Source organism: Kutzneria sp. 744, assembly GCF_000568255.1.
Lineage (GTDB): Bacteria > Actinomycetota > Actinomycetes > Mycobacteriales > Pseudonocardiaceae > Kutzneria.
In genome coordinates this window covers 4248374-4269107 of record NZ_KK037166.1, presented here as the reverse complement: position 1 = coordinate 4269107, position 20734 = coordinate 4248374, and the positions used below count along the sequence as shown (strand labels likewise).

Sequence of the window (20734 nt, the reverse complement as noted above, 5' to 3'; positions counted from 1 at the left end):
CAATCAGGCAGCGACAAGTTCGGGTGGGGCGAGGTTTCGGTCGGGGTGGCGGACGAACAGCACGCCGGCGGCGGCGAGCAGGCCGCCGGCGGCCAGCACGAGCGCGAGCCCGTCGGTGACGCCGAGCCAGCCCGTGGCGGCGCCGGCCACCAGCCCGCCGGCCAGTGATCCGGCCGGGACGGCGGAGGAGACGATGGTGCTGACGGTGGCGTGTACGGCGCTCTCGTGCCCGGCTGGGGCCAGCGACTGCCGGACGCCCGTGGTGAGGACCGCCCACACGGGTAGCCAGAACGACGACAACACGCGGATGGCCGCCACCACGGCGACGGGTGTTACCCACAGGCCCAGCGGTTTTTGCCAGCCAGGTGGCGCCTTCGAGCCCGGTATTTTTATGGTCGACCGCCGCACGCCGAATCGCGCCGCCAGCCGGGGCGTCAGGAACGCGCCGGCCAGTGTGGCCAGCGATCCGGCGGCCATTTTTATTTCACCGCCCACACTGGACAGTCCGAGCGCACGGTAGGCGAACAGCAGCAACACCGTGTCGACGATGCCGATGCCGAAGGCACGCAGGGCCGAGCCCTGCACGATCCGCCACAGCGTGGGGATGCGGCGAACCTGGTCGAGGCCGTCACGAATCCTGGTCAGCACCGGGTCACGCCGCTCAGGCCGGGGCAGGGGCTCCACGGTGGCCACCCGGGACTGGCCGAAGGCCGAGAGCGCGAAGGGCAGGGCGTTGACGGCCAGCGCGGCCAGCGGCCCGACCACGTCGATGAGCAGGCCGGCCAGCGCCGGCCCGACCAGCTTGGACAGGCTGTTGGAGCTCTGGAGGCGGGCGTTGGCGGCGAACAGCGAGCGGGGCTCGACAAGCGTCGGCAGGTAGGTCTGGCCGGCGACGTCGCCGAACACCGTGGCCACACCGGCGACCGCGACCGCCACGACCAGCCCGGCGACGCTGATGTGACCCATCGTCGCGAATGCGCCGACGGCGACGAAGGCGAGCAGCCGGGTGAGTTCGCCGGCCACCAGCACCGGCCGCTTGCGCACGTGGGCCAGGAAGCCGCCGGCGAGCATGCCGAACACGGGGTAGGCCAGCCAGCCGGTCGCGGACAGCAGGCCGACCTCGGCGCTGGAGGCGTGCAGCACCAGGATGGCGATGCTCGGCGCGGTGAAGCCGGTGAGACGGTCCCCGACGAAGCTCGCGGTCTGACTGAACCAGTACCAGCGGAAACAGGCCGGAGCCCTGCTCATGCGGTGCCCGATCGCATGCGTCCCCAATCCGTCGCGACACGGGCGAATATGCCGCGACAACGTTGTCAGGATGCGCGCCTACGAATGGAAAGTAAGCGACGGCCGCGATTGTTCAGTGCGGTGTTGTCCTATCGGGCAGTGATGCTTTCATCTTTGGACCCCCGGTTTTCGGGCCTGCTCATGCCCTGTTCGGAAGCTAGCCCGCCCCCCGGGTGGACTCAAGAGCGTTTCAGTGATGCACACGAACGGAGCAGTAATGCTACCGACGGTGACCATATCGGTTCGTGTGGTCCGTCGCTTCTGCGGGCTGAAACATTCGAAACACGAATGCTTCTCGGTGTCCAGATGATCATGGACGTGAATTTCCGCGGAGCTGTCCACTCGCGGAATAGCGTCGCTATTCACTCGATGAGTAGTGCGTTAATTGCTGTTACTCACCGTGTCTGCGTGGTCACTTCACCGGAAGCTTGCCAATCCAGACTGATAAACCTAGTGTTGGTACCCGTGGCTGAGCTGAAGGAGCTGTCGCCGGACCTGGTCCGGGCCGGGGCCGACCTGCGGGTCGCCGTCGGCCGGATCGCCCGCCGGCTGCGGCAGGCCCACGAGGTGGGCGACGTGACCCTGTCCGAGGTGTCGGTGCTGGCCCGGCTGGACCGTGACGGTCCGAACACGCCGGCCGCGCTGGCCGAGCTGGAGCGGATCCGACCACAGGCCATGGGCACCACACTGTCCGAAATGGAGGGTCGTGGCCTGGTGCGGCGCGAACCCGACGCGGTCGACGGCCGAAAGGTGCTGGTCTCCGTCACCACGGCGGGCCGGAAGATGTTGTCGGAGCGGCGATCCGCCAGCGCCGAGCGAATCACCCACGCCCTCGCCGAGGAGTTCACGACCGTGGAACGACGCAAGCTGCTGGCCGTGCTGCCGCTGCTCGACCGGCTGGCGGAGCGGCTGTGACGGCGATCAGGGACGAGCCCACGATCGGCCGCCGCTACAAGTGGATCGCCCTGTCCAACACCACGCTCGGCGTGTTCATCGCCACCGTCGACGGCTCGATCGTGATCATCTCGCTGCCGGCCATCTTCCGCGGCATCGGGCTGGATCCGTTGGCCCCGGGCAACATCAGTTATCTGCTGTGGATGATCCTGGGCTACCTGCTGGTGTCCGCGGTGCTGGTGGTGGCGCTGGGCCGCCTCGGCGACATGTTCGGCCGGGTCAAGATGTACAACGCCGGCTTCGCCATCTTCGCCGCCGCTTCCCTTGCCCTGTCACTGGATCCGCTCATGGGAGCCCCCGGCGCGCTGTGGCTGATCGGCTGGCGCGTCGTGCAGGCGTTCGGCGGCGCGATGCTGACCGGCAACTCGGCGGCGATCATCACCGACGCCTTCCCGGCCAACCAGCGCGGAACCGCCCTGGGCATCAACCAGATCACCGCGTTGGCCGGGCAGTTCATCGGCCTGTTGGCCGGTGGCTTCCTGGCCGTGATCGACTGGCACGCGGTGTTCTGGGTGAGCGTGCCCATCGGTGTGATCGGCACGCTCTGGTCCTACCGCAGCCTGCGCGAGATCGGCGCGCCGCAGCCGGCGCGCATCGACTGGGTCGGCACGCTCACCTTCACCGCCGGCACCGGCGCCCTGCTGGCCGCGATCACGTACGGAATCCAGCCCTACGGCGGACATCCGACCGGCTGGACCAGTCCGGCCGTCCTGGGTGGACTCGCGCTGGGCATCGCCCTGCTGGTGGTGTTCTGCATCGCCGAGACCCGCATCCCCCATCCCATGTTCCGTCTGGGCCTGTTCAAGGTCCGCGCCTTCGCCGCCGGCAACATCGCCGCGCTGCTCACGGCCGTGGCCCGCGGCGGCATGCAGTTCATGCTGATCATCTGGTTGCAGGGAATCTGGCTTCCCTTGCACGGCTACGACTTCGAGGACACGCCACTGTGGGCCGGCATCTACATGCTGCCGCTCACCTTCGGCTTCCTGGTGGCGGGCCCGGTGGCCGGCTTCCTGTCCGACCGGTTCGGCGCGCGCCTGTTCGCCACCGGCGGCCTGGTCCTGGTGGTGCTGGCGTTCCTCGGCCTACTGGCGTTGCCGGTGAACTTCTCGTACACGCTGTTCGCCCTGTTGCTGTTCCTCAGCGGCATCGGGCAGGGCATGTTCTCCGCGCCGAACACGTCCGCGATCATGGGCGCGGTCCCGGCCGCCGACCGCGGCGTCGCCTCCGGCATGCGGTCCACGTTCCAGAACTCCGGGACCTCGCTGTCGATCGGCGTCTTCTTCTCGCTGATGATCGTCGGCCTCGCGTCCTCGCTGCCGACGACGCTCACCGCCGGCCTGCAGGCGCAGGGCGTGCCGCTGAGCACCGCCCAGTCCATCGCCTCGCTGCCACCCGTCAGCACGCTGTTCGCCGCCTTCCTCGGCGACAACCCGATCGCCCACCTGCTGGGCCCCAGCGGCGTGCTCAAGACCCTGCCGCCCGACCACGTGGCCACGTTGACCGGCAAGGAGTTCTTCCCGCAGTTGATCTCCGGCCCGTTCCACCAGGGCCTGGTCACCGTGTTCGGCGCGGCCGCCGTCATGGCGGCGGTCGCTGCGCTGGCCTCGCTGCTGAGGGGCCGCACGGTCCGCTGACCGGACGAATCCGGTCTGCCGGGTGGCGTAATCCGACGTTCACACTCTTGACTGGTATAGACCAATCGGATTGAGTGGTCCAGCCCACAGAGGGCAGGTTCGGTGCCAGCCGCCACTCCCGCCGATCCTGTGCAGTTCCTCGGGCCTACGCACCCCTGCGCGTCGAGGAGTGATCGGCTTGTCGTTACGACGAATCCTGGCCGGACTGGCCACCGCCGCGGTGGCCGCGACCCTCGCGGTCGTGGCCCCCGCGACCGCCAACGCGGCCACCTGCGCCGCCGCCTACAGCACCACCCAGGTCTACACCGGCGGCATGTCCGCCTCGTACAACTCGCACAACTGGCAGGCCAAGTGGTGGACCCAGGGTGAGGCGCCGAGCACCGGCGGCACCGGGGTCTGGGCCGACCAGGGCGCCTGTTCCGGCGGCTCGGGCGGTGGCGGCGGTGGCGGAACCACCTGCAGCTACCCGGACTGGGCCGCGGGCGTCAACTACGTGACCGGCAACATCGTGCGCTACCCGGCCAACGGCCAGTACTACCAGGCCACGCACGACAATCCCGGCTACGACCCGACCATCAGCACCTGGTTCTGGTCGCCGTTCTCCTGCACCGGCGGGGGCGGCGGTGGAGGTGGCGGCACGGGCGCCTTCCCGGTGAGCGAGGCCCAGTTCAACTCGATGTTCCCCAGCCGCAACAGCTTCTACACTTACGCCGGCCTGACCGCGGCGATCGCCAAGTTCCCCGGCTTCGCCAGCACCGGCAGCGACACCGTGCAGAAGCAGGAAGCGGCGGCGTTCCTGGCCAACGTCAGCCACGAGACCGGCCACCTGGTCTACGTGACCGAGATCGACAAGTCGGGCAACTACTGCGACACCAGCCAGTCCTACGGCTGCCCGGCCGGCACCTACGCCTACTACGGCCGCGGCCCGCTCCAGCTCAGCTGGAACTTCAACTACAAGGCGGCCGGCGACTACCTCGGCCTGAACCTGCTGGGCAACCCGTACCTGGTCGAGCAGGATTCGTCCGTGGCCTGGCAGACCGGCCTCTGGTACTGGTTCACCGGCACCGGAGCGGGCGGCGTCACGTCGCACAACGCCATGGTCAACGGCAACGGCTTCGGCGCGACGATCCGGGCCATCAACGGCGGCCTGGAGTGCAACGGCAACAACACCGGCGAGATGCAGGACCGGGTCAACCTGTACCAGCAGTACGCCTCGATGCTGGGTGTCTCGCCCGGCGGCAACCTGACCTGCTGAGGCGTTTCCAACGCTGTGAAGGGGGCTTTCCCGCACTCCGGGTGCGGGAAAGCCCCCTTCACAGCGTTCAGGGTCAGGCGGCGGCGGGTTCGGGCTCGGAGGGCTCGGGTTCCGGGGCGGCCGGGCGCTTGCGGGTGAGGATCAGGCGGATCAGGCCGATGACGACGGTGGCGATGGTCACACCGGCCTGCAGGACGAAGTTGTTCACCAGCGGCATGCCGAAGGTCAGGGCCTGGTTGACGAACTGGGAGCCGAGCTGGGAGCCGAAGCTGCCGTTGCCGCCGTTGAGCAGCAGGGCCACGGGCGAGGCGGCGAACAGCAGGATCAGCGGCGGCTGGACCATCGGGCCGAACAGGTTGCGCCGCCGCACCAGCAGCACGGAAAGCAGGCAGCCGCCCGCATATGCGGCCTGGAACGGCAGGCCGAGGCCGTGGTTGACCGTGAGGTCCACGTACGCGCCGGCCGCGGTGGTCGCCAGCGGCAGCAGGATCGCCGCCCACCAGGGCAGACCCCATGGTCGAGCGGTCGTCGTCTCGGTTTCCATGCTCCCTCTTCACCTCGTCCCGTTCAGGGTAGTGACGCCGTGGGTACGCCCGGGGTTGCGTCCCAGGACACATGCAACCGGATCGTGCGGTCGGGCGTCTGCCCTGTGGGGAGTTCGTTTTCGGGGAGGAACAGTGCGCACTGCAAGCCCTGCCGTGGTCACGGGAAGAGCCGTGGTCGCGCTGGCCTCGGTGGCGGTCATCGGGCTGTCCGGCTACGGCTGGAGCCTGCTGAGCCAGGCCCAGGCGCACATGACCACCGAACTTTGCCTCTCACACGTGTGTTCGTGAGGTCCACGTACGCGCCGGCCGCGGTGGTCGCCAGCGGCAGCAGGATCGCCGCCCACCAGGGCAGACCCCATGGTCGAGCGGTCGTCGTCTCGGTTTCCATGCTCCCTCTTCACCTCGTCCCGTTCAGGGTAGTGACGCCGTGGGTACGCCCGGGGTTGCGTCCCAGGACACATGCAACCGGATCGTGCGGTCGGGCGTCTGCCCTGTGGGGAGTTCGTTTTCGGGGAGGAACAGTGCGCACTGCAAGCCCTGCCGTGGTCACGGGAAGAGCCGTGGTCGCGCTGGCCTCGGTGGCGGTCATCGGGCTGTCCGGCTACGGCTGGAGCCTGCTGAGCCAGGCCCAGGCGCACATGACCACCGACAACGTGATCGAGCACCACACGCCGCCGGCCCAGCCGGCGACCATCCAGCACCAGGACGGCCAGGACGTCAACTTCCTGCTGGTGGGCATCGACAGCCGCACCGACGTGCACGGCAATCCGCTGCCGCCGGACGTGCTGGCCTCGCTGCACGCCGGCCCGGACGACCACTTCCTGAACACCGACACGCTCATGGTCGTGCACGTGCCGGGCGACGGCGGCAAGGCGTCGGCCATCTCCATTCCCCGCGACTCGTACGTGGACATCGCCAGCGGCGACGGCTCGGGCGGCTACGGCAAGCACAAGATCAACTCGGCGTACTCGATCGGCATGAACAACCACGGCGGCTCGCAGACCGAGGGCCGCAAGACGCTGATCAAGACGGTGGAGAAGTTCACCGGCGTCACCATCGACCACTACGCCGAGATCAACCTGTACGGCTTCGACCTGATCAGCCAGGCCCTCGGCGGCGTGCCGGTGTGCCTCAACCACGCCGTCAACGACAGCGAGTACTCCGGCGCGGTGTTCCCGGCCGGGCCGCAGAGCCTGTCCGGCGTGCAGGCGTTGCAGTTCGTGCGCCAGCGGCACGGTCTGGACAACGGCGACATCGACCGCGAACGCCGCCAACAGGCGTTCCTGGCCTCGGCCGTGCACCAGCTGCTGTCGGTCGGCACGCTGACCAGCCCCAGCAAGCTCAACGACATCATCACCGCCGTGCAGAACTCCATCGTGCTGGACCAGGACTGGAACCTGGTGCAGTTCGCCCAGCAGGTGCAGGGCATCTCCGGCGGCAACATCACCTTCGACACCGTGCCGATCGTGAACATCACCTACTGGACGCCCGCCGACGGCGACGCCGTGCAGGTGGATCCCGAGCAGGTGCAGGCGTTCGTGGCGGCCAAGTTCGCCGGCGACGCGGCCGCGCCGCCGACGTCGACGACCACCGGCCCGCCGCCGACCGGCAAGGCGGCCGCCGACGGCAGCCGCAAGTCGCCGATCGTGTCGGACGACACCGCCAAGACCGACCAGTCGATCACCGCCAGCGGCGTGACCTGCGTGAACTGAGCTCGGCGAACACGTCGAGCAGGCCGGCGTCGTCGACCGACTGCGGGTCGACGACGTCCTGGATCTCGGCCCCCTGGAGCAGCCGTTTCACCGGCACCTCCAGCTTCTTGCCGGTCCTGGTGTGCGGAATGCCGGTAACGGCAATGATCTCGTCGGGCACGTGCCGCGGCGAGGCGTCGGTGCGAATGGCGGCGCGGATCCGTTCTCTGAGCTCGTCGGTGAGTTCCATGCCGTCCCTGAGCACGACGAAAAGCGGCATCCAATAGCCGCCGTTCTCTTGCTCCGCCCCGATGACCAGCGACTCGGTGATCTCCGGGAGCTTCTCGACCACGGCGTAGATGTCGGCGCTGCCCATCCGGATCCCGTTGCGGTTCAAGGTGGAATCGGATCGCCCGTGCACGAGCACGGTGCCGCGGCTCGTGATCGTGATCCAGTCGCCGTGTCGCCAGACGCCGGGGTAGGCGGTGAAGTAGGCGTCACGGTAGCGGGCGTCGCCGGGATCGTCCCAGAAGGACAGTGGCATCGACGGCATCGGTTGGGTGACAACGAGTTCGCCGACTTCGTCGATGACACTGCGGCCTTCGGCATCCCAGGCCTCCAGTGCGACGCCGAGGCAGGGGGCCGACATCTCGCCGGCCCAGATCGGGACCGTCGGCACCGGGCCGGCGAAGGCGCTCACCACGTCCGTGCCGCCGCTGGTGGCGGCGAGGGCGATGTGCGAGCCCAGTTCCGTTGCCACCCAACGGTATGCGGCTTCCGGCACCACGGATCCGGTGGCGCCCAAGGTTCTGAGCCTGGGCAGCGACGGGTGCACTGAGGCCTTCTCCGACGCCTGGAGGTACGCGGGGCTGGTGCCGAGGACCGTGACATCCAGGCGGGCGGCCAGATCCCACAGCGCGCCGGGCGTCGGGAAGCCGGGATTGCCGTCGTGGCAGACGATCGCCGCCCCGACGAGCAGCCCCGCCACCTGGAAGTTTCACATCATCCAGCTCGGCGACGTGTACCAGAAGAAGGTGTCCTGCGGCCCCAGATCCAGGTGCAGGGACAGCTGTTTGACGTGTTCCAGCACCACGCCGCCGTGGCCGTGCACGATTCCCTTGGGCTTGCCGGTGGTGCCGGAGGAGAACAGCACCCACAGCGGGTGGTCGAACGGCACGGCGACTGTGGTCAGCTCGTGGTCGCCGTCCGCCGACCACGGCGTGGCGCCGGGCTGGAGTTCGAGGCCGAGGCGGGGGACGACGATGATGGCTTCGAGCGAGGGGATCTCTTTGCGTATCAAGGAGATCGCCTCGCGGCGGTCCTGTGGTTTGCCGTTGTACCGGTAGCCGTCGGCGGTGATCAGCACCTTGGGGGAGAGCTGGCCGAGGCGAGCCACCGCCGCCGGGGCCGAGTAGTCCTGCCCGCACGAGGACCAGATCGCCCCGAGACCGGCCGTGGCGAGGAACGCCACCACTGCCTCGGCGATGTTCGGCAGGTAGCCGACCACGCGGTCGCCCTGGCCGACGCCAAGGGCCCGCAACGTGTTCGCCACGGCCGCGACCTGGCGGCGCAGTTCGACCCAGCTGAGGGTCCTGGTCGGACCTTCCTCCGGCGCGTCGATCACCGCGATGCCCTCACGGGCGTGTCGGAAGACCTGGTCCACGTAGTTGAGGGTCGCCCCGGTGAACCACCGCGCCCCGGGCATCTCCGCCGAGGCCAGCACCTCGTCGTGCGAGGTGGCGATGATCGCGAAGTACTCCCACAGGGAGCCCCAGAACCGCGCCGGCTCCGCCACCGACCACGCGTGCAACGCCGTGTAGTCGGGGAGGTCCGGACAGGCGTGCGCGGGCAGCCACCGCCGGTAGCGTTCGACGTTGCAGCCGTCGACGACAGCTTGGCTCGGAATCCAGACGGGCCCTGTCATAGTGGTGATCAGCGTACTTCCGACAGGGGTCTGTTGATGAGCAACCAGTGCACCAATCCCTCCCTTGAAGCCTCCGACCCGATCGTCGACAAGACGCGGCTGCTGGAGGCGCGGGCCGTGCCGCTCGGCGGCCTGCGGGCGATGAAGGTGGACCGGCTGCTGCCGCACCGCACCCTGCCCACCGTCGGCGCCTGGTGCTTCCTCGACCGGTTCGGGCCGCAGTACGACGACATGACCGTGCTGCCCCATCCGCACACCGGGCTGCAGACCGTCACCTGGCCGCTGGCCGGCGAGATCCGGCACCGCGACAGCCTCGGCAGCGACGTCCTGATCAAGCCCGGGCAGCTCAACCTGATGACCGCCGGTCGGGGGATCTCGCACTCCGAGTTCTCGCTCGGTGACCGTCCCCGGCTCGACGGGCTCCAGCTGTGGGTCGCCCTGCCCGGATCGGCCGACAGCGTCGCCCCGAGCTTCGAGCAGCACGCCGACCTGCCGGTCTTCACCGACCACAGCCTTCGGGCGCGGGTGTTCATCGGCTCCATCGGCGACGTGACCTCCCCCGCGACTACCTACAGCCCCCTGGTCGGGGCCGATTTCTCCCTCGCCCCCGGCGACACCGCGACGGTGCCGCTGCGGCGGGACTTCGAGCACGCGCTGGTGGTCGTGGAGGGGGCGTTGTCGGCGCTGGGGCATGACCTGCCGTCGGGGCCGATGCTGTACCTGGGGGCCGATCGGGACCACGTCACCGTGACGAGTGACAGCGGCGCCCGGGCCGTCCTGCTCGGCGGGGCGCCGTACGAGGACGACCTGGTCATGTGGTGGAACTTCGTCGGCCGCAGCCACGACGACATCGCTCAGGCCCGGGCCGAGTGGGAGGACGGCGACCGCTTCGGCCTGGTCAAAGGCCACGACGGCGCCCGCATCCCCGCCCCACCCCTCCCCAGCGTCCGCCTAACACCACGCCGCCGCCACTGAACCCCCGCGAGTCACGCTCTCAGACACACCGAAATACAGTTTCAGACAGAACTGCGACTCAGGTCTCAGAAATGCCCGAAACCGTATTTCGCACTGCCGGAGAGCGTGACTCGCGGAGGTTTTTGGTGCGGGGTGTCCTTGGGCGGGGGAGGCCGTTCGTCCTTAGGGTGTCGGTCGGCGAACGGAGCCGGCCCGCAGCCTTGGGAGCAGCCATGACCACCTACATCGCCCTCATCTACACCCCCGACATGGACTTCAACCAGTCCGGCGCGGCCGAGATGGGCGCCGAGTACGCCGAGTTCGGCCAGGCCGCGGCGGCGGTGCTGCGCGGCGGCAACGCCCTGCACTCGACCGCGACGGCGACCACCGTCCGGGTCAGCGGCGGCAAGGGCGGCGACGTGCTGACCACCGACGGCCCGTACGCCGAGACCAAAGAGGTCCTCTCCGGCTACTACGTGCTGGAGTGCGCCGACCTGGAGGAAGCCGTCAAGACGGCGGCCCGGATCCCGGCCGCGTGGAACGGCGGCGCCGTCGAGATCCGCCCCGTGGTCACGTTCGCATGAGCTCCGCCGGTGACGCGGTCGCGCGGCTGGTACGCGAGGAATACGGCCGCGTGCTGGCCACGCTGATCCGCGTCACCGGCAGCGTCGTCCTGGCCGAGGACGCGGCCCAGGACGCCATGGTCCGCGCGCTGGAGACCTGGCCGCGCGACGGCCTGTCGGACAATCCGCGCGCGTGGCTGCTGGTCGCGGCCAAGCGGCAGGCCATCGACCACATCCGGCGCGAGGGCCGTCGGGCCGACAAGGAGGCCGCGGCGATGGAGCACCCCGTCGACGACGAGCCGGCCGAGGTCGTCCGGGACGACCTGCTGCGGCTGGTGTTCACCTGCTGCCACCCGTTCCTGTCGCTGGACGCGCAGGTGGCGCTGGCCCTGCGCACGCTGGGCGGCCTGTCCACGGCCGAGGTGGCGCGCGGGCTGCTGGTGCCCGAGGCGACCATGGCCAAGCGGCTGACCAGGGCCAAGCAGAAGATCGCCGCCGCCGGCATCCCGTACCGGGTGCCGGCGGCCGAGGAGCTGCCGGACCGGCTCGACGGCGTGGCCACCACCGTCTACCTGATCTTCAACGAGGGGTACGCCGACATCGGCCGGGCTGGGGTGGCCGCGGAGGCGCTGTTTGCTGGGCCGGGTGCTGGCCGAGCTGATGCCCGACGAGCCGACTGTGCTGGGCCTGCTGTCCCTGAAAAAAAAAAAAAGAGTCCCGCCGCGCTTTTTTTTTTGGTCGACGGCCAGCCGGTGTTGCTGGCCGACCAGGACCGGACGCGATGGGACGGGCGGGCGATCAAGGAAGGCGTCGAGCTGGTCGGGGTGGCCCTGAGACGTGGTCCCGACAACCGGTACGCGGTACAGGCCGCGATCGCCGCCTGTCACGCCCTGGCGCCGTCGTACGCGGAGACGAACTGGGAGGCCGTCGTCTCCTGGTACGACGTGCTGCTGACCGTGCACGACACGCCGGTGGTCCGGCTGAACCGGGCCGCCGCCGTCGCGGAGCGGGACGGCCCCGCCGCCGGGTTGGCGCTGGTGGACGGCATCGCCGACCTGGAGTCGTACCCGTGGTGGCACGCCAGCCGGGCCGAGCTGCTGAACCGGCTGGGGGACAAGGACGCCGCCCGAGCCGCCTTCGAGAAGGCGGTGGCCGCCGGCATCAACGCGCCGACCGCCGAGCACCTCCGCCGTCGAATATCCGGTTGACGGGCCGCTGGCCGCCCTGTCACCCTCGCCGGACCATGTTGAGCTGACACCTGGCACTCTTCCGGCCCGCGTCCGAGGCGTAGATCGCCCGGCGGGCATGTCCGCATGCTCATTTCGCGGTAGGTGTCCCATGTCAACTCTGTCCCTTTCGCCCGTTCGCCTCGCGGTCCGTCCCGGCGAGCGGATCGGCGTCGTCGGCGAGAACCGCTCCGCCGTGCTCCGGCAGCTGGTCGACGAGCCGGACCTGCTGGTGCTCGACGAGCCCGCCGAGGTGCCGGGAGACCACCCCGGCCGGCTGGTGATGGCGACCCACGACCGGCTGCTGCTGGATCGCTTCGCCACCACCATCGTCGAGGCCACCGCCGAGAAGATCACCCGTTACCGCAACGGATACGCCGGCTACCTCAAGGAGAAGTGGACCGCGCGCAAGCGGTGGGAGCGGGAGTACCTCGGCTGGGTCACCGCCATCGAGCGCGGGGCCAAGCACCTGTGGGCGACGCCCGTGCCTAGGCCGCCCGACCCGCTTCGGTTCGAGACCTTCGGCTCCGGCGGCCTCACCACCACCCGCCTCACCGTGCGCGGGCGGCTGACCGTCGGCCCGCTGACCATCAAGCCGGGATCCCGGCTGCTGGTCGACGGTCCCGGCCGGTCACTGTTGCTGTCGTTGCTCGCCGGCCAGCGCCAGCCCGACCTGGGATCGATCGTCCGCGGTGGACGGATCGGCTACCTGGCGGCGGAAAGTGTTGTCCGGACGCCGGATCGCAGCGTGCTGGCCATGTTCGCCCGTGGACGCGCCGGCACGTTCGACCACCACGCCGACCGGTTACTGGCCCTGGGTTTGTTCGCCGAGGACGACCTGTCGACGCCGGTGGGCGAGCTGTCCGTTGCCCAGCAGCGTAAACTCGACCTGGCTCGGCTTCTGGCGTCCGAAGTGGACGTTCTGTTGCTCGACGAGCCGACGAATCATCTGCCGCCGGCGCTGGCCGAGGAGCTGGAGATCGCCCTGGAGACCTTCGCCGGCGCGGTGGTCGTGGTGTCCCGTGACCGTCAGTTCCGCCGCCGGTGGACCGGGGCGGAGCTGACGGTGTAAGGGAATCAGGCCGCCGGGATGTACGCCAAGCCGTGCGCGCCGGCCATGCCGGCCCGCGGGATGGCGAGGGTGTCCAGCACCGCCGGCCGGGGTGGCACGGTCAGGTCGATCACGGTGACCGTGGAGTCGAAAATGCCGGCCAGGTAAGCACGATCGCCCTCGGGCGAGGACGTCAGGGTGAGCGGGCCGGCGCCGACCGGAGCCGAGCCGACCGGCTCGACGGCGGTCGGCGACGGCCCGGCCCACACCGCCAGCCGGCCGTCGGGCCGGGGGTTCGGGTCGAACTTGACGCCGTTCGGCCCGAGCTCGCCGGCCAGCAGCAGACCGGTCGAGGTCCAGTGCACCGGGATCACGAACCGCTCGGTCGGCAGGGTCCGCACGATCACGCCGGTCCCGGTGTCGATCAGCCGCACGCCCGGCTCCGCGCCGGGCGTGCCGGCCTTCGGCGCGGCCACGGCGAGGGTCGAGCCGTCCGGGCTGAGGGAAACGCCCTCGCTGCCCGGTACCGGGATCTTGTCCACCAGCGTGCCGGTGGCCAGCTCGACGACGGTGACGTACGGCGCCTCTTTGTTCGTGGCATAGCCGAATTCGCCGCCCGGGTCGAGGGCGAACCAATGCGGGCCGGGGGCCAGCGTGTCGATCCGCCGCAACACTCGGCGGGTGACCGTGTCCAACACGACCACCCCGCCCGGACCGGCCGGCCCGGCTTCGACGCTGACGTAAAGCAGGCGGCGGGCCGCGTCGAGGGCGAGCCCGTGCGGGCCGTGCTCGGGGGAGAGGTCCAGCACCTCCACGATCCGCCCGGCGTCCGGGTCGATCACGGTGAGCTGGTGGTTGCGGCCGGCGTTGGCGTCGTAGTAGCCGTCGTGATAGGTGCTGGTGCAGTACAGCAGGCGGTGCTCGGCGTCGAACAGCAGCTCGTGCGGCTGGGCGGGCACGGTCAGCACCGTCCGCACGCCGTGATCGACGGCGTCCAGCAGTGCGACGGTGCAGGCGCCCTGGCTGACCACCGCGAGTTGGTCACCGGTGCTCGGCATGATGCGTCTCCTTCGTTGTCGTGCCCACAACGCTAGGAGCGCTCTGATAGGTCGCGCCACGCAAATGTGGCAACAGACAGTTGCGTACAATGCAACTATGGAGCTCGACCTGAACCTGCTGCGCGTGTTCGACGCGCTGCTCCAGGACGGCAGTGTGACGGGTGCGGCCGAGCGCCTGCACCTGTCCATCCCGGCCACCAGCCGGGCGCTGGGCCGGCTGCGGCGGGCCATGGACGACCCGATCCTGGTGCGGGCCGGCCGGGGCATGGCCCCCACGCCGTTCGCGCTGCGCACCGCGCCCCGGGTGCGGTCCCTGCTCGACGAGGCGTCCGCCCTGATCAGTGCCGACCGCGAGGTCTCGGTCGCCGACCTCAAGCGGACATTCACCTTGCGTATCAACGACGGCGTCGCCGCCACGCTCGTCACGGCCGTGATGGACGCCGTGGCGGCGGTCGCGCCCGGTGTGGTGCTGCGCTTCGTCGCCGAAGGCAGCGAGAGCGCCGAAGCCCTGCGCGACGGCTCCATCGACATCGACATCGGCGTGGTCGAGGAGCCGGCCACCGACATCCGCACCGCGGTGCTGTACAAGGAAAGCGTGGTCGGCATCGTTCGTGCGGACAGCGCCCTGAGCCGGCGGCCCACGGTGGCCCAGCTGTGCCGGCATCCGCACGTCTCGGCCTCGCGCCGGGGCCGGGCCCGCGGTCCCCTTGATGACGCGCTGGAAGCCGTTGGGCGGCAGCGGCATGTCGCCGCCGTCGTGCCGACCTTCGTGGTGGCCCTGCATCTGGTGGCGTCGAGCCACCTCATCGGCCTGGTGCCACGCCGACTGGCCGACATGTACGGCGCAACCGTTGGTGTGCGGTCGTTTCCCATCCCCGTCGCGCTGCCGGAGGTGGAGGTCACCATGCTGTGGCACGCCCGCCTGGACGCCGACCCCGCACAGCGCTGGCTCCGCGACATCATCCGCGGCGCCGTGTCCTGAACCGCCGCCTGGACAACGACGGCGGTTCAGGACAACGGGATCAGACCGTCTTCAGCAGCGCGGCGCTGCCGGCCGGCACGGTGATCGTCGCCGTGTGGCCGTGCACGCGCACCAGCTTCGGCGCCGGGTGGAACGAGCCCTTCACGTCCACGCCCGAGCCGGCGATGGTGATCGCGGTGGAGTCCAGCGTCGGGGCGGTCAGCACGTACTCGGTGCCCATGAACGCCGCCGAGCGCAGGTTCACCGTGAACGTCTGCGCCGACGTGCCCTTGTTGTTGACGATGACGTTGTTGCCGATACCCCACGCCGTCACGTCGGTCGCGCCGGTGACGGTGGCCGGGTGCACGGCGCCCGTGCCGGCCAGCGACCACAGCAGCTCGCCGTAGAACACACCCTGCACGCCCACCGGCGCCAGGTTGTCGAACTTGATCGGCGAGTAGTTCAGCGGCCACTGCGTCGAGGTGCCGCCGTGGAAGTTCACGCCGTCACCGTTGTGCGCGGCGATGCCGTACATGAAGTCCAGCGACCAAAGGGAAGCCGCCTGCACGTTGCTCACCCCGGCGGTGCCGCCGTGGTAGTACGAGTTGGCTTCGCTCATCCGCCACTTCGGGATGTTGTTGGCCGCCTTGGCGGTTTGCAGCGCCGTCTCGTCCTTGTCCTCGTAGCCCTTGCCGTTGGCGGCCAGCATGCCGGCGATGGTGCCGGTGGTCTGGTCTCCGATGTAGCTGTGCATGGTCAGCATGCTCAGGCCGTTGGACTTCTCCTTGGCCGTGAACGGCGGCAGCCACGCGTTCTGGCCGTTCGTCACGCCCGGGCCGTCGAACACCGCGCCCGGCACCTTGGCCCGGATCGCCGTCACGTAGGACTCGTACGACGCCTCGTAGGCCGCCTCGGTGCGGTAGAAGTTCGGCTCGTTGCCGACCTCGAACGCCGCCAGGCTGTGGCCCAGCGCCTTGGCGGCGAACGCCGCCTCGTCGGCCGCGCTCTCCGGCGTGCCGGTCTTGAGGTTGAGGCCGTAGATCACGCTCCAGCCGGTCGCCTTGGCGAACTTGGCCAGCTTGAGCACGTCGGACGGGGCGACCTCGGTCGGCGAGCCGCCGGCCCCGTTCGGGTTCCACGGCGTCATGTCGACCAGGTTGGCCCCGACGCGCAGCGAGCTCGGGCCGAGCAGCCGGAACAGTCGCACCAGATTGGTGTCGGCGGCGTCGAACATGCCCGCGCCGATGCGGTCCTTCTCGTAGCTGAAGCCGGCGAAGTCCTGGCCGACGTGGCCGCTGGCGGCCGCGCCGACCGTGACCGCCGGCCCGGCCGTGACGGCCTGGGCCGCGGGCGCGGCGAGGCAGGTCACGGCCAGCGCCACCGAGCCCAGCAGTGCTGGGAACCGGATCATGGGTACACCTCCGGGAGCGTCACTCTGGCGGAGGCAGTCACGATCCTCGCAACCTGAACCGATTCGGTCAACACCCACCTGGTAGCGCTCCCACACCCCCCGCGAGTCACGGTCCCAGACCCACCGAACCACAGCTTCGAGCACACCCCCGCGAGTCGCGCCCAGCATCACACCGAACTGCGGTTTCCCGCGGATCCGGTCAACCGACGCAGCACCCGGTAGCCCGGATAGTCGTGATAGTCCCGGTAGCCGCGGTAGCTGCGCCGGTAGTACTCGTTCCAGTAGCTGATGACCCGGGCCATGGTGAGTCCGACGAAGGCCGGATTGCGGGCGGCGAAGTCCGGGTACGGCCCCGGGGCGGCATCCTCGATGGTCCTCACGATCTCCAGCACGTACTCGCCGACGAGCTTCAGCACGAACGGGGCCACGAACGGCTCGGTGGAGTCGAGCAGCGTGGCCAGCCGCCGCTGTCGGACCCAGCCGTCGTTGTTGCGCGTGTAGAGGCAGTCCAGGATCAGCCGCTGCGTGGCTGTGAGCCCGGACTCCGCGGCGGGCGTGGGTTCGACGTGGTAGAGCCGATCCGGGATCGCCACGGTCTCGCCGTCCACCTCGACCTCGAACGGCGTGGCGTTCCACAGCCGGGGCGGCGGCATGACCTCGACGGCCACCCGCGCGTCAGCCGCGAAGCGCGCCGGAAACGCCGCAATCAGGTCGATTTCGCCCACATCGGCAGCCTAGGCAGCGGGCGCGGCGATCGCGGCCGAATTTCGCCGCGGTGCGGTGCCCAGGGCCACCACCAGGCCGATCAGCAGCGAGCCGCCGTGCAGGTTGGTCAGGGCCGACAACGCGATGCCGACGGCGAGCACGCTGACGGCGGCCGGCCGCATGGCCCAGGCCCGCCGCTGCATGACGGCCGCCGCGACGATGCCGACGAAGATCAGGGGGAGCCACGCCGTGGCGAGCAACGCCCCGCACCACAGCATGGCGGCCGGCGGGGCCCACCCCGGCAGCCGGGCGTCGCGCCGCCACAGTGCCACGGCCACGGAACCGTCTCCCCGCAGAGGGCGATGGAGTTGCCGCCGCCGGTATCCTCCACAGGCACCCGAGGAACTCGCTGGCGATGCCGACGCCGAAGTACTGCACCAGCCACCGCGGCTTGTCGAGAACCTGCTCGGCGAGGGTGCCCAGCAGCACCAGGAACAGCAGGTTGGACACGGTGCCGGCGATGCCGCCGTCCTGCACGAACAGCGAGGTCACGGCCCGCCACCACTCGCCGTGCAGCAGGGCGGGCGTCCGTTCCAGCCGCTCCAACGTGCCGGGAACGGCGAACTGCACGATGTCCACGACGGCGGTCACGGCCGTCACGCCGGCGGTCAGTACGGGGAAGCGCATGCCCCGATTCTGGGCCGTTGCCCGGCGAGTCGCCTGGGCCGGTGATCACGGTTCAGCCGTGACAAACGGCCTACAGCAGCCGGGTCTGGCGGGAGATGCCGCTGGCCGCGGTCCGCACGGCGAAGGCCAGCCGGTCGATGTCCACCGACGAGTGAGCCACGATCGACACCGCGGCGATGACCTCGCCGGATTCGCCGGTCACGGGCGAGGCCACCGAGCACGCGCCGAGGGTCATCTCCTCGCGGGAGAAGGCGACCTGCTCGTCCCGCACGGCCTCCAGGTTGCGGGCCAGCCGCCCGGGCTCGATGATCGTGTACCGGGTGAAGCGGCGGAATCCCTTCTCCGCCAGCGCCTTCAGCAACTCGGTGCCGGCCGCGGCCAGCAGCACCTTGCCGGTTCCGGTGGCATGCAACGGCAATCGGCCGCCGATGCGGCTCATCGTCGACACCGATCGCACGCCGTTGATGTTCTCCACGCACAGCGCGGTCCGCCCGTCGAGCACGGCCAGTTGGACGCTTTCCCGGGTGGCGTGCTGGAGATCCTGCATGTACGGCAGGGCGAGCTCGCGCAGGTTGCGGTAGCTGGGGGCGAGCGTGCCGAGCTTCCACAGCCGCAGCCCCACCCGGTATCGCCCGTCCGGCAACCGTTCCAGCCAACCGCCGGTGGTCAGCTCGGCCAGGAACCGGTGCGCGGTGGGCAAGGGCAGCTCGGTGCGGGCGGCTATCTCGGTCAGCGACTGGGTGGGCGTCATGGTGTCGAAGGTGGCCAGGACGCTGAGCAGCCTGCGCACCACGCTGCGCCGAGGCTCCGCTGCCATCGTCGACCAGTCCTTTCACCGGGTGGAAGTCCGGTGTCGACCGTACTCGTGGGTCACTCCTAGCGTCGAGAGATGGACGAACTGGAGATCTCCGCGGTGGTGCAGCGTTGGGTCCTCTATCGCGACGCCGGCGATTGGGACCGCTTTCGCGACGTCTGGCACCCCAACGGCTGGATGAGCGCCACCTGGTTCGAGGGCCCGTACGAGGAGTTCATCCGGGCCAGCCGCAAGGGTTTCGCCGAGGGCGTGCGGATTCTGCATTTCCTGGGCGGCACCGCGGTCGACGTCGTGGGCGGCCACGCCATCGCCCAGACCAAGATGACCATCACCCAGCGCGGAGTCGTGCACGGCGTCGAGGTCGACGTGGTGTGCACCGGCCGGTTCTACGACTTCTTCGCGCGCCATGAGGGCGAATGGCGTATGGCACACCGTCAACCGATCTACGAGTCCGACCGCATGCACGCCCTCGACCCGGCGGCCGTCCTGGGCTTGGACGCCGACCGCCTGGCCCGGTTCCCGGTCGGCTACCGGCACCTGGCCTACCTCCAGGAGGTGGCCTGCGGCGCGCAGGTTCGGCCGGGACTGCCGGGCCTGCACGACGAGGCCACCCGCCGGCTCTACCGCGAGGGGCAGGTCTGGCTACTGGAGGCGGTATAGCGCCGCGCCGCCGGCCGGCAGCATCACCGTGACGGTGGAAGGGTCACGCACCGGCCGGTAGGTCTGGGAGCCCGGATCGAACAGCGTCACCGACGACACCGCGGGCCCGAACCACAGCGAGGTCGTGCTGGCGGCGCTGAACGAGCGGTTGACCACGAGCAGCCAGCGGCCCGGCGCGCCCGAGGTGAACTGCCCGAGGATCACCGGATCCCCGGCCACGGTGCTGACGAAGGCGTCCGGGCTGAACTCGGTGATCCGCGCCGGGTCGGCCGGCTCCTCGAAGTGCATGACCCGCTCGGACACCAGCGGCTTGAGCTCCCGGCCGACCTGTCGCAGCCAGGTCGTGTTGATCGTCCTGGCGCCCTGGTAGCGGGCGGTCTGGTTGCCGTTGAGGTCCATCAGCGCCGGCTGGAAGTCCTCGCCGCGGGCCGGATCCGGCTGCCAGTAGGTGAAGTACTGGATCCCCTTGCAGCCGTAGGCCAGGCTGACGTTGATCAGGAAGAGCATCTCGGCGGTGGTCGGCACCCGGTACCAGTTGGTTCCGACCGCCTGGATGTAGGTCCACGTCGGCAGGTTGTGCCGCAGGCCGACCTCGCGGAAGTCCACCCAGTTGGTGAAGTAGTCGACGTCGAACGAGCCGGACGCCGAGGTCATCGGGTAGCGGTCGAACGAGAGCAGGGAGGGCTGCACCACCTGGCAGAACCGTTCCAGGTAGTTCGGGTAGTCGCCGGGCGCGCGGCCGAGATCCGGTAAGAGGTTGCAGTACGGCAGGCGGGCCGGGGCGTTCTGCCGCACGAGCTGGAAGGCTCGGCCGACGGTGTCGAACTTGTTGTAGTCCGGCTCGTCGAACAGGTTGTAGCCGGCCAGCGAGGGATGCGGGCCGTAGGCCGCCTCGACCCGGCGGATCAGCTCGGCGCCGTCGGACATGGAGATCGACATCGGCGCGGAGCGGTCGTCGCCGAGGGTGAACCAGCGGGTGAGGTTGAGCAGCTGCGTGTCCTCGAACACCAGCACCTTCAGGCCGACCGCGTCGGCCTGCTGCAGCGCCGAGCCGATGATGGTGCCGTCGCCCAGGTAGTTGCCGGTGATCAGGAAGGTGAAGCCGGCGGCGGCGATCTCCTGGTAGCGCGCGAGTGTGGTGAATTCCGGCGGCGGCGGCCAGTAGAGGCCGATCGGGAACTCGGGGCCGGAGATCAACGGCAGATCGGGCATGTGGCGCTCCCCCCTCGCGCGGGTGACCCAGCGTGATCACAGGGTAACCCACACCATGATCTCTTTGCGGGACGAGGTACTTTGTGTTACAAAGTTGCTCGAGGGTTCGCGAGGGAGTGGGCAGATGGACGGCGAGGGCGAG

Annotated in this window: 19 protein-coding genes and 2 pseudogenes; 11 read left to right on the top strand and 10 right to left on the bottom strand. The window is 69.8% G+C overall.

Annotated features, from left to right (window positions below; all coding sequences use genetic code 11):
- Nucleotides 1-3: 3 nt before the first annotated feature.
- Nucleotides 4-1248, bottom strand: coding sequence for an MFS transporter (locus tag KUTG_RS19220; protein WP_043718598.1), 1245 nt, complete (start codon nucleotides 1246-1248; stop codon nucleotides 4-6).
- A gap of 504 nt (nucleotides 1249-1752) precedes the next feature.
- On the opposite strand from KUTG_RS19220, the gene KUTG_RS19215 reads away from it, so the two are divergent.
- The 3 genes from KUTG_RS19215 to KUTG_RS19205 all read left to right on the top strand — a co-directional run bounded on the left by KUTG_RS19215 (nucleotide 1753) and on the right by KUTG_RS19205 (nucleotide 5130).
- Complete coding sequence (locus tag KUTG_RS19215) at nucleotides 1753-2202, top strand: MarR family winged helix-turn-helix transcriptional regulator (protein WP_232240851.1); 450 nt, start codon at nucleotides 1753-1755, stop codon at nucleotides 2200-2202.
- Nucleotides 2199-3875, top strand: a complete 1677-nt coding sequence (locus tag KUTG_RS19210) for an MFS transporter (protein WP_084579484.1) — start codon at nucleotides 2199-2201, stop codon at nucleotides 3873-3875. The genes KUTG_RS19215 and KUTG_RS19210 overlap by 4 nt, the downstream gene beginning before the upstream one ends.
- A gap of 178 nt (nucleotides 3876-4053) precedes the next feature.
- Complete coding sequence (locus tag KUTG_RS19205) at nucleotides 4054-5130, top strand: glycoside hydrolase family 19 protein (protein WP_043718596.1); 1077 nt, start codon at nucleotides 4054-4056, stop codon at nucleotides 5128-5130.
- A gap of 73 nt (nucleotides 5131-5203) precedes the next feature.
- Here KUTG_RS19205 and KUTG_RS19200 read toward each other — a convergent pair whose 3' ends face one another.
- Nucleotides 5204-5674 (bottom strand): DUF6542 domain-containing protein, encoded by a 471-nt coding sequence (locus KUTG_RS19200; RefSeq protein WP_052394961.1) that lies wholly within the window; start codon nucleotides 5672-5674, stop codon nucleotides 5204-5206.
- A gap of 133 nt (nucleotides 5675-5807) precedes the next feature.
- On the opposite strand from KUTG_RS19200, the gene KUTG_RS58650 reads away from it, so the two are divergent.
- Together KUTG_RS58650 and KUTG_RS19195 are read left to right on the top strand one after the other, a co-directional pair.
- Complete coding sequence (locus tag KUTG_RS58650) at nucleotides 5808-5963, top strand: hypothetical protein (RefSeq protein ID WP_157494634.1); 156 nt, start codon at nucleotides 5808-5810, stop codon at nucleotides 5961-5963.
- Between the two features lie 233 nt (nucleotides 5964-6196).
- Nucleotides 6197-7387 carry an LCP family protein gene (locus tag KUTG_RS19195; RefSeq protein ID WP_052394959.1) on the top strand — a complete coding sequence of 397 codons (1191 nt, stop codon included), beginning with the start codon at nucleotides 6197-6199 and terminating at the stop codon, nucleotides 7385-7387.
- On the opposite strand, the pseudogene KUTG_RS19190 reads toward KUTG_RS19195, so the two are convergent.
- Nucleotides 7356-9290 (bottom strand): annotated as a pseudogene (locus KUTG_RS19190) (acetoacetate--CoA ligase). The gene KUTG_RS19195 and the pseudogene KUTG_RS19190 overlap by 32 nt on opposite strands.
- Before the next feature lie 36 nt (nucleotides 9291-9326).
- Here KUTG_RS19190 and KUTG_RS19185 point away from each other — a divergent pair.
- The 4 genes from KUTG_RS19185 to KUTG_RS19170 all read left to right on the top strand — a co-directional run bounded on the left by KUTG_RS19185 (nucleotide 9327) and on the right by KUTG_RS19170 (nucleotide 13105).
- Nucleotides 9327-10265 carry a pirin family protein gene (locus tag KUTG_RS19185; RefSeq protein ID WP_043718592.1) on the top strand — a complete coding sequence of 313 codons (939 nt, stop codon included), beginning with the start codon at nucleotides 9327-9329 and terminating at the stop codon, nucleotides 10263-10265.
- Nucleotides 10266-10477: 212 nt separating this feature from the next.
- Entirely contained in the window at nucleotides 10478-10828 is a 351-nt protein-coding gene (locus KUTG_RS19180) for a YciI family protein (protein ID WP_043718590.1), read from the top strand.
- Nucleotides 10825-12015: an RNA polymerase sigma factor gene (locus tag KUTG_RS19175; RefSeq protein ID WP_232240850.1), complete on the top strand. Its 1191-nt coding sequence runs from the start codon at nucleotides 10825-10827 to the stop codon at nucleotides 12013-12015. Before KUTG_RS19180 ends, KUTG_RS19175 begins: the two co-directional genes overlap by 4 nt.
- 130 nt (nucleotides 12016-12145) lie before the next feature.
- Nucleotides 12146-13105 (top strand): ATP-binding cassette domain-containing protein, encoded by a 960-nt coding sequence (locus KUTG_RS19170; RefSeq protein ID WP_052394957.1) that lies wholly within the window; start codon nucleotides 12146-12148, stop codon nucleotides 13103-13105.
- Between the two features lie 5 nt (nucleotides 13106-13110).
- Here the strand turns inward: KUTG_RS19170 and KUTG_RS19165 are convergent, their stop codons facing one another.
- Nucleotides 13111-14142, bottom strand: a complete 1032-nt coding sequence (locus KUTG_RS19165) for a hypothetical protein (RefSeq protein ID WP_043718589.1) — start codon at nucleotides 14140-14142, stop codon at nucleotides 13111-13113.
- Nucleotides 14143-14239: 97 nt separating this feature from the next.
- Between KUTG_RS19165 and KUTG_RS19160 the strand changes: the two genes are divergently transcribed.
- On the top strand, nucleotides 14240-15124 hold the full coding sequence (locus tag KUTG_RS19160; protein ID WP_043718588.1) for a LysR family transcriptional regulator: 885 nt from the start codon (nucleotides 14240-14242) through the stop codon (nucleotides 15122-15124).
- A 40-nt stretch (nucleotides 15125-15164) separates the two neighbouring features.
- On the opposite strand, the gene KUTG_RS19155 is transcribed toward KUTG_RS19160, so the two are convergent.
- The 5 genes and pseudogenes from KUTG_RS19155 to KUTG_RS19140 form a co-directional block, all read right to left on the bottom strand.
- Complete coding sequence (locus KUTG_RS19155; protein WP_043718587.1) at nucleotides 15165-16514, bottom strand: hypothetical protein; 1350 nt, start codon at nucleotides 16512-16514, stop codon at nucleotides 15165-15167.
- 167 nt (nucleotides 16515-16681) lie between these two features.
- Nucleotides 16682-17239 carry a hypothetical protein gene (locus KUTG_RS19150; RefSeq protein ID WP_052394956.1) on the bottom strand — a complete coding sequence of 186 codons (558 nt, stop codon included), beginning with the start codon at nucleotides 17237-17239 and terminating at the stop codon, nucleotides 16682-16684.
- A gap of 9 nt (nucleotides 17240-17248) precedes the next feature.
- Nucleotides 17249-17557, bottom strand: a complete 309-nt coding sequence (locus KUTG_RS63695; protein WP_043718586.1) for a hypothetical protein — start codon at nucleotides 17555-17557, stop codon at nucleotides 17249-17251.
- Between the two features lie 58 nt (nucleotides 17558-17615).
- Nucleotides 17616-17906: pseudogene (locus KUTG_RS66280) on the bottom strand (rhomboid family intramembrane serine protease); the annotation flags it as partial.
- A 70-nt stretch (nucleotides 17907-17976) separates the two neighbouring features.
- Nucleotides 17977-18723, bottom strand: a complete 747-nt coding sequence (locus tag KUTG_RS19140) for an IclR family transcriptional regulator (RefSeq protein ID WP_043718584.1) — start codon at nucleotides 18721-18723, stop codon at nucleotides 17977-17979.
- Between the two features lie 72 nt (nucleotides 18724-18795).
- Between KUTG_RS19140 and KUTG_RS19135 the strand changes: the two genes are divergently transcribed.
- Entirely contained in the window at nucleotides 18796-19380 is a 585-nt protein-coding gene (locus KUTG_RS19135) for a nuclear transport factor 2 family protein (RefSeq protein ID WP_043718583.1), read from the top strand.
- Here the strand turns inward: KUTG_RS19135 and KUTG_RS19130 are convergent.
- On the bottom strand, nucleotides 19363-20592 hold the full coding sequence (locus tag KUTG_RS19130; protein WP_052394954.1) for a hypothetical protein: 1230 nt from the start codon (nucleotides 20590-20592) through the stop codon (nucleotides 19363-19365). The genes KUTG_RS19135 and KUTG_RS19130 overlap by 18 nt on opposite strands.
- Between the last annotated feature and the right edge of the window lie 142 nt (nucleotides 20593-20734).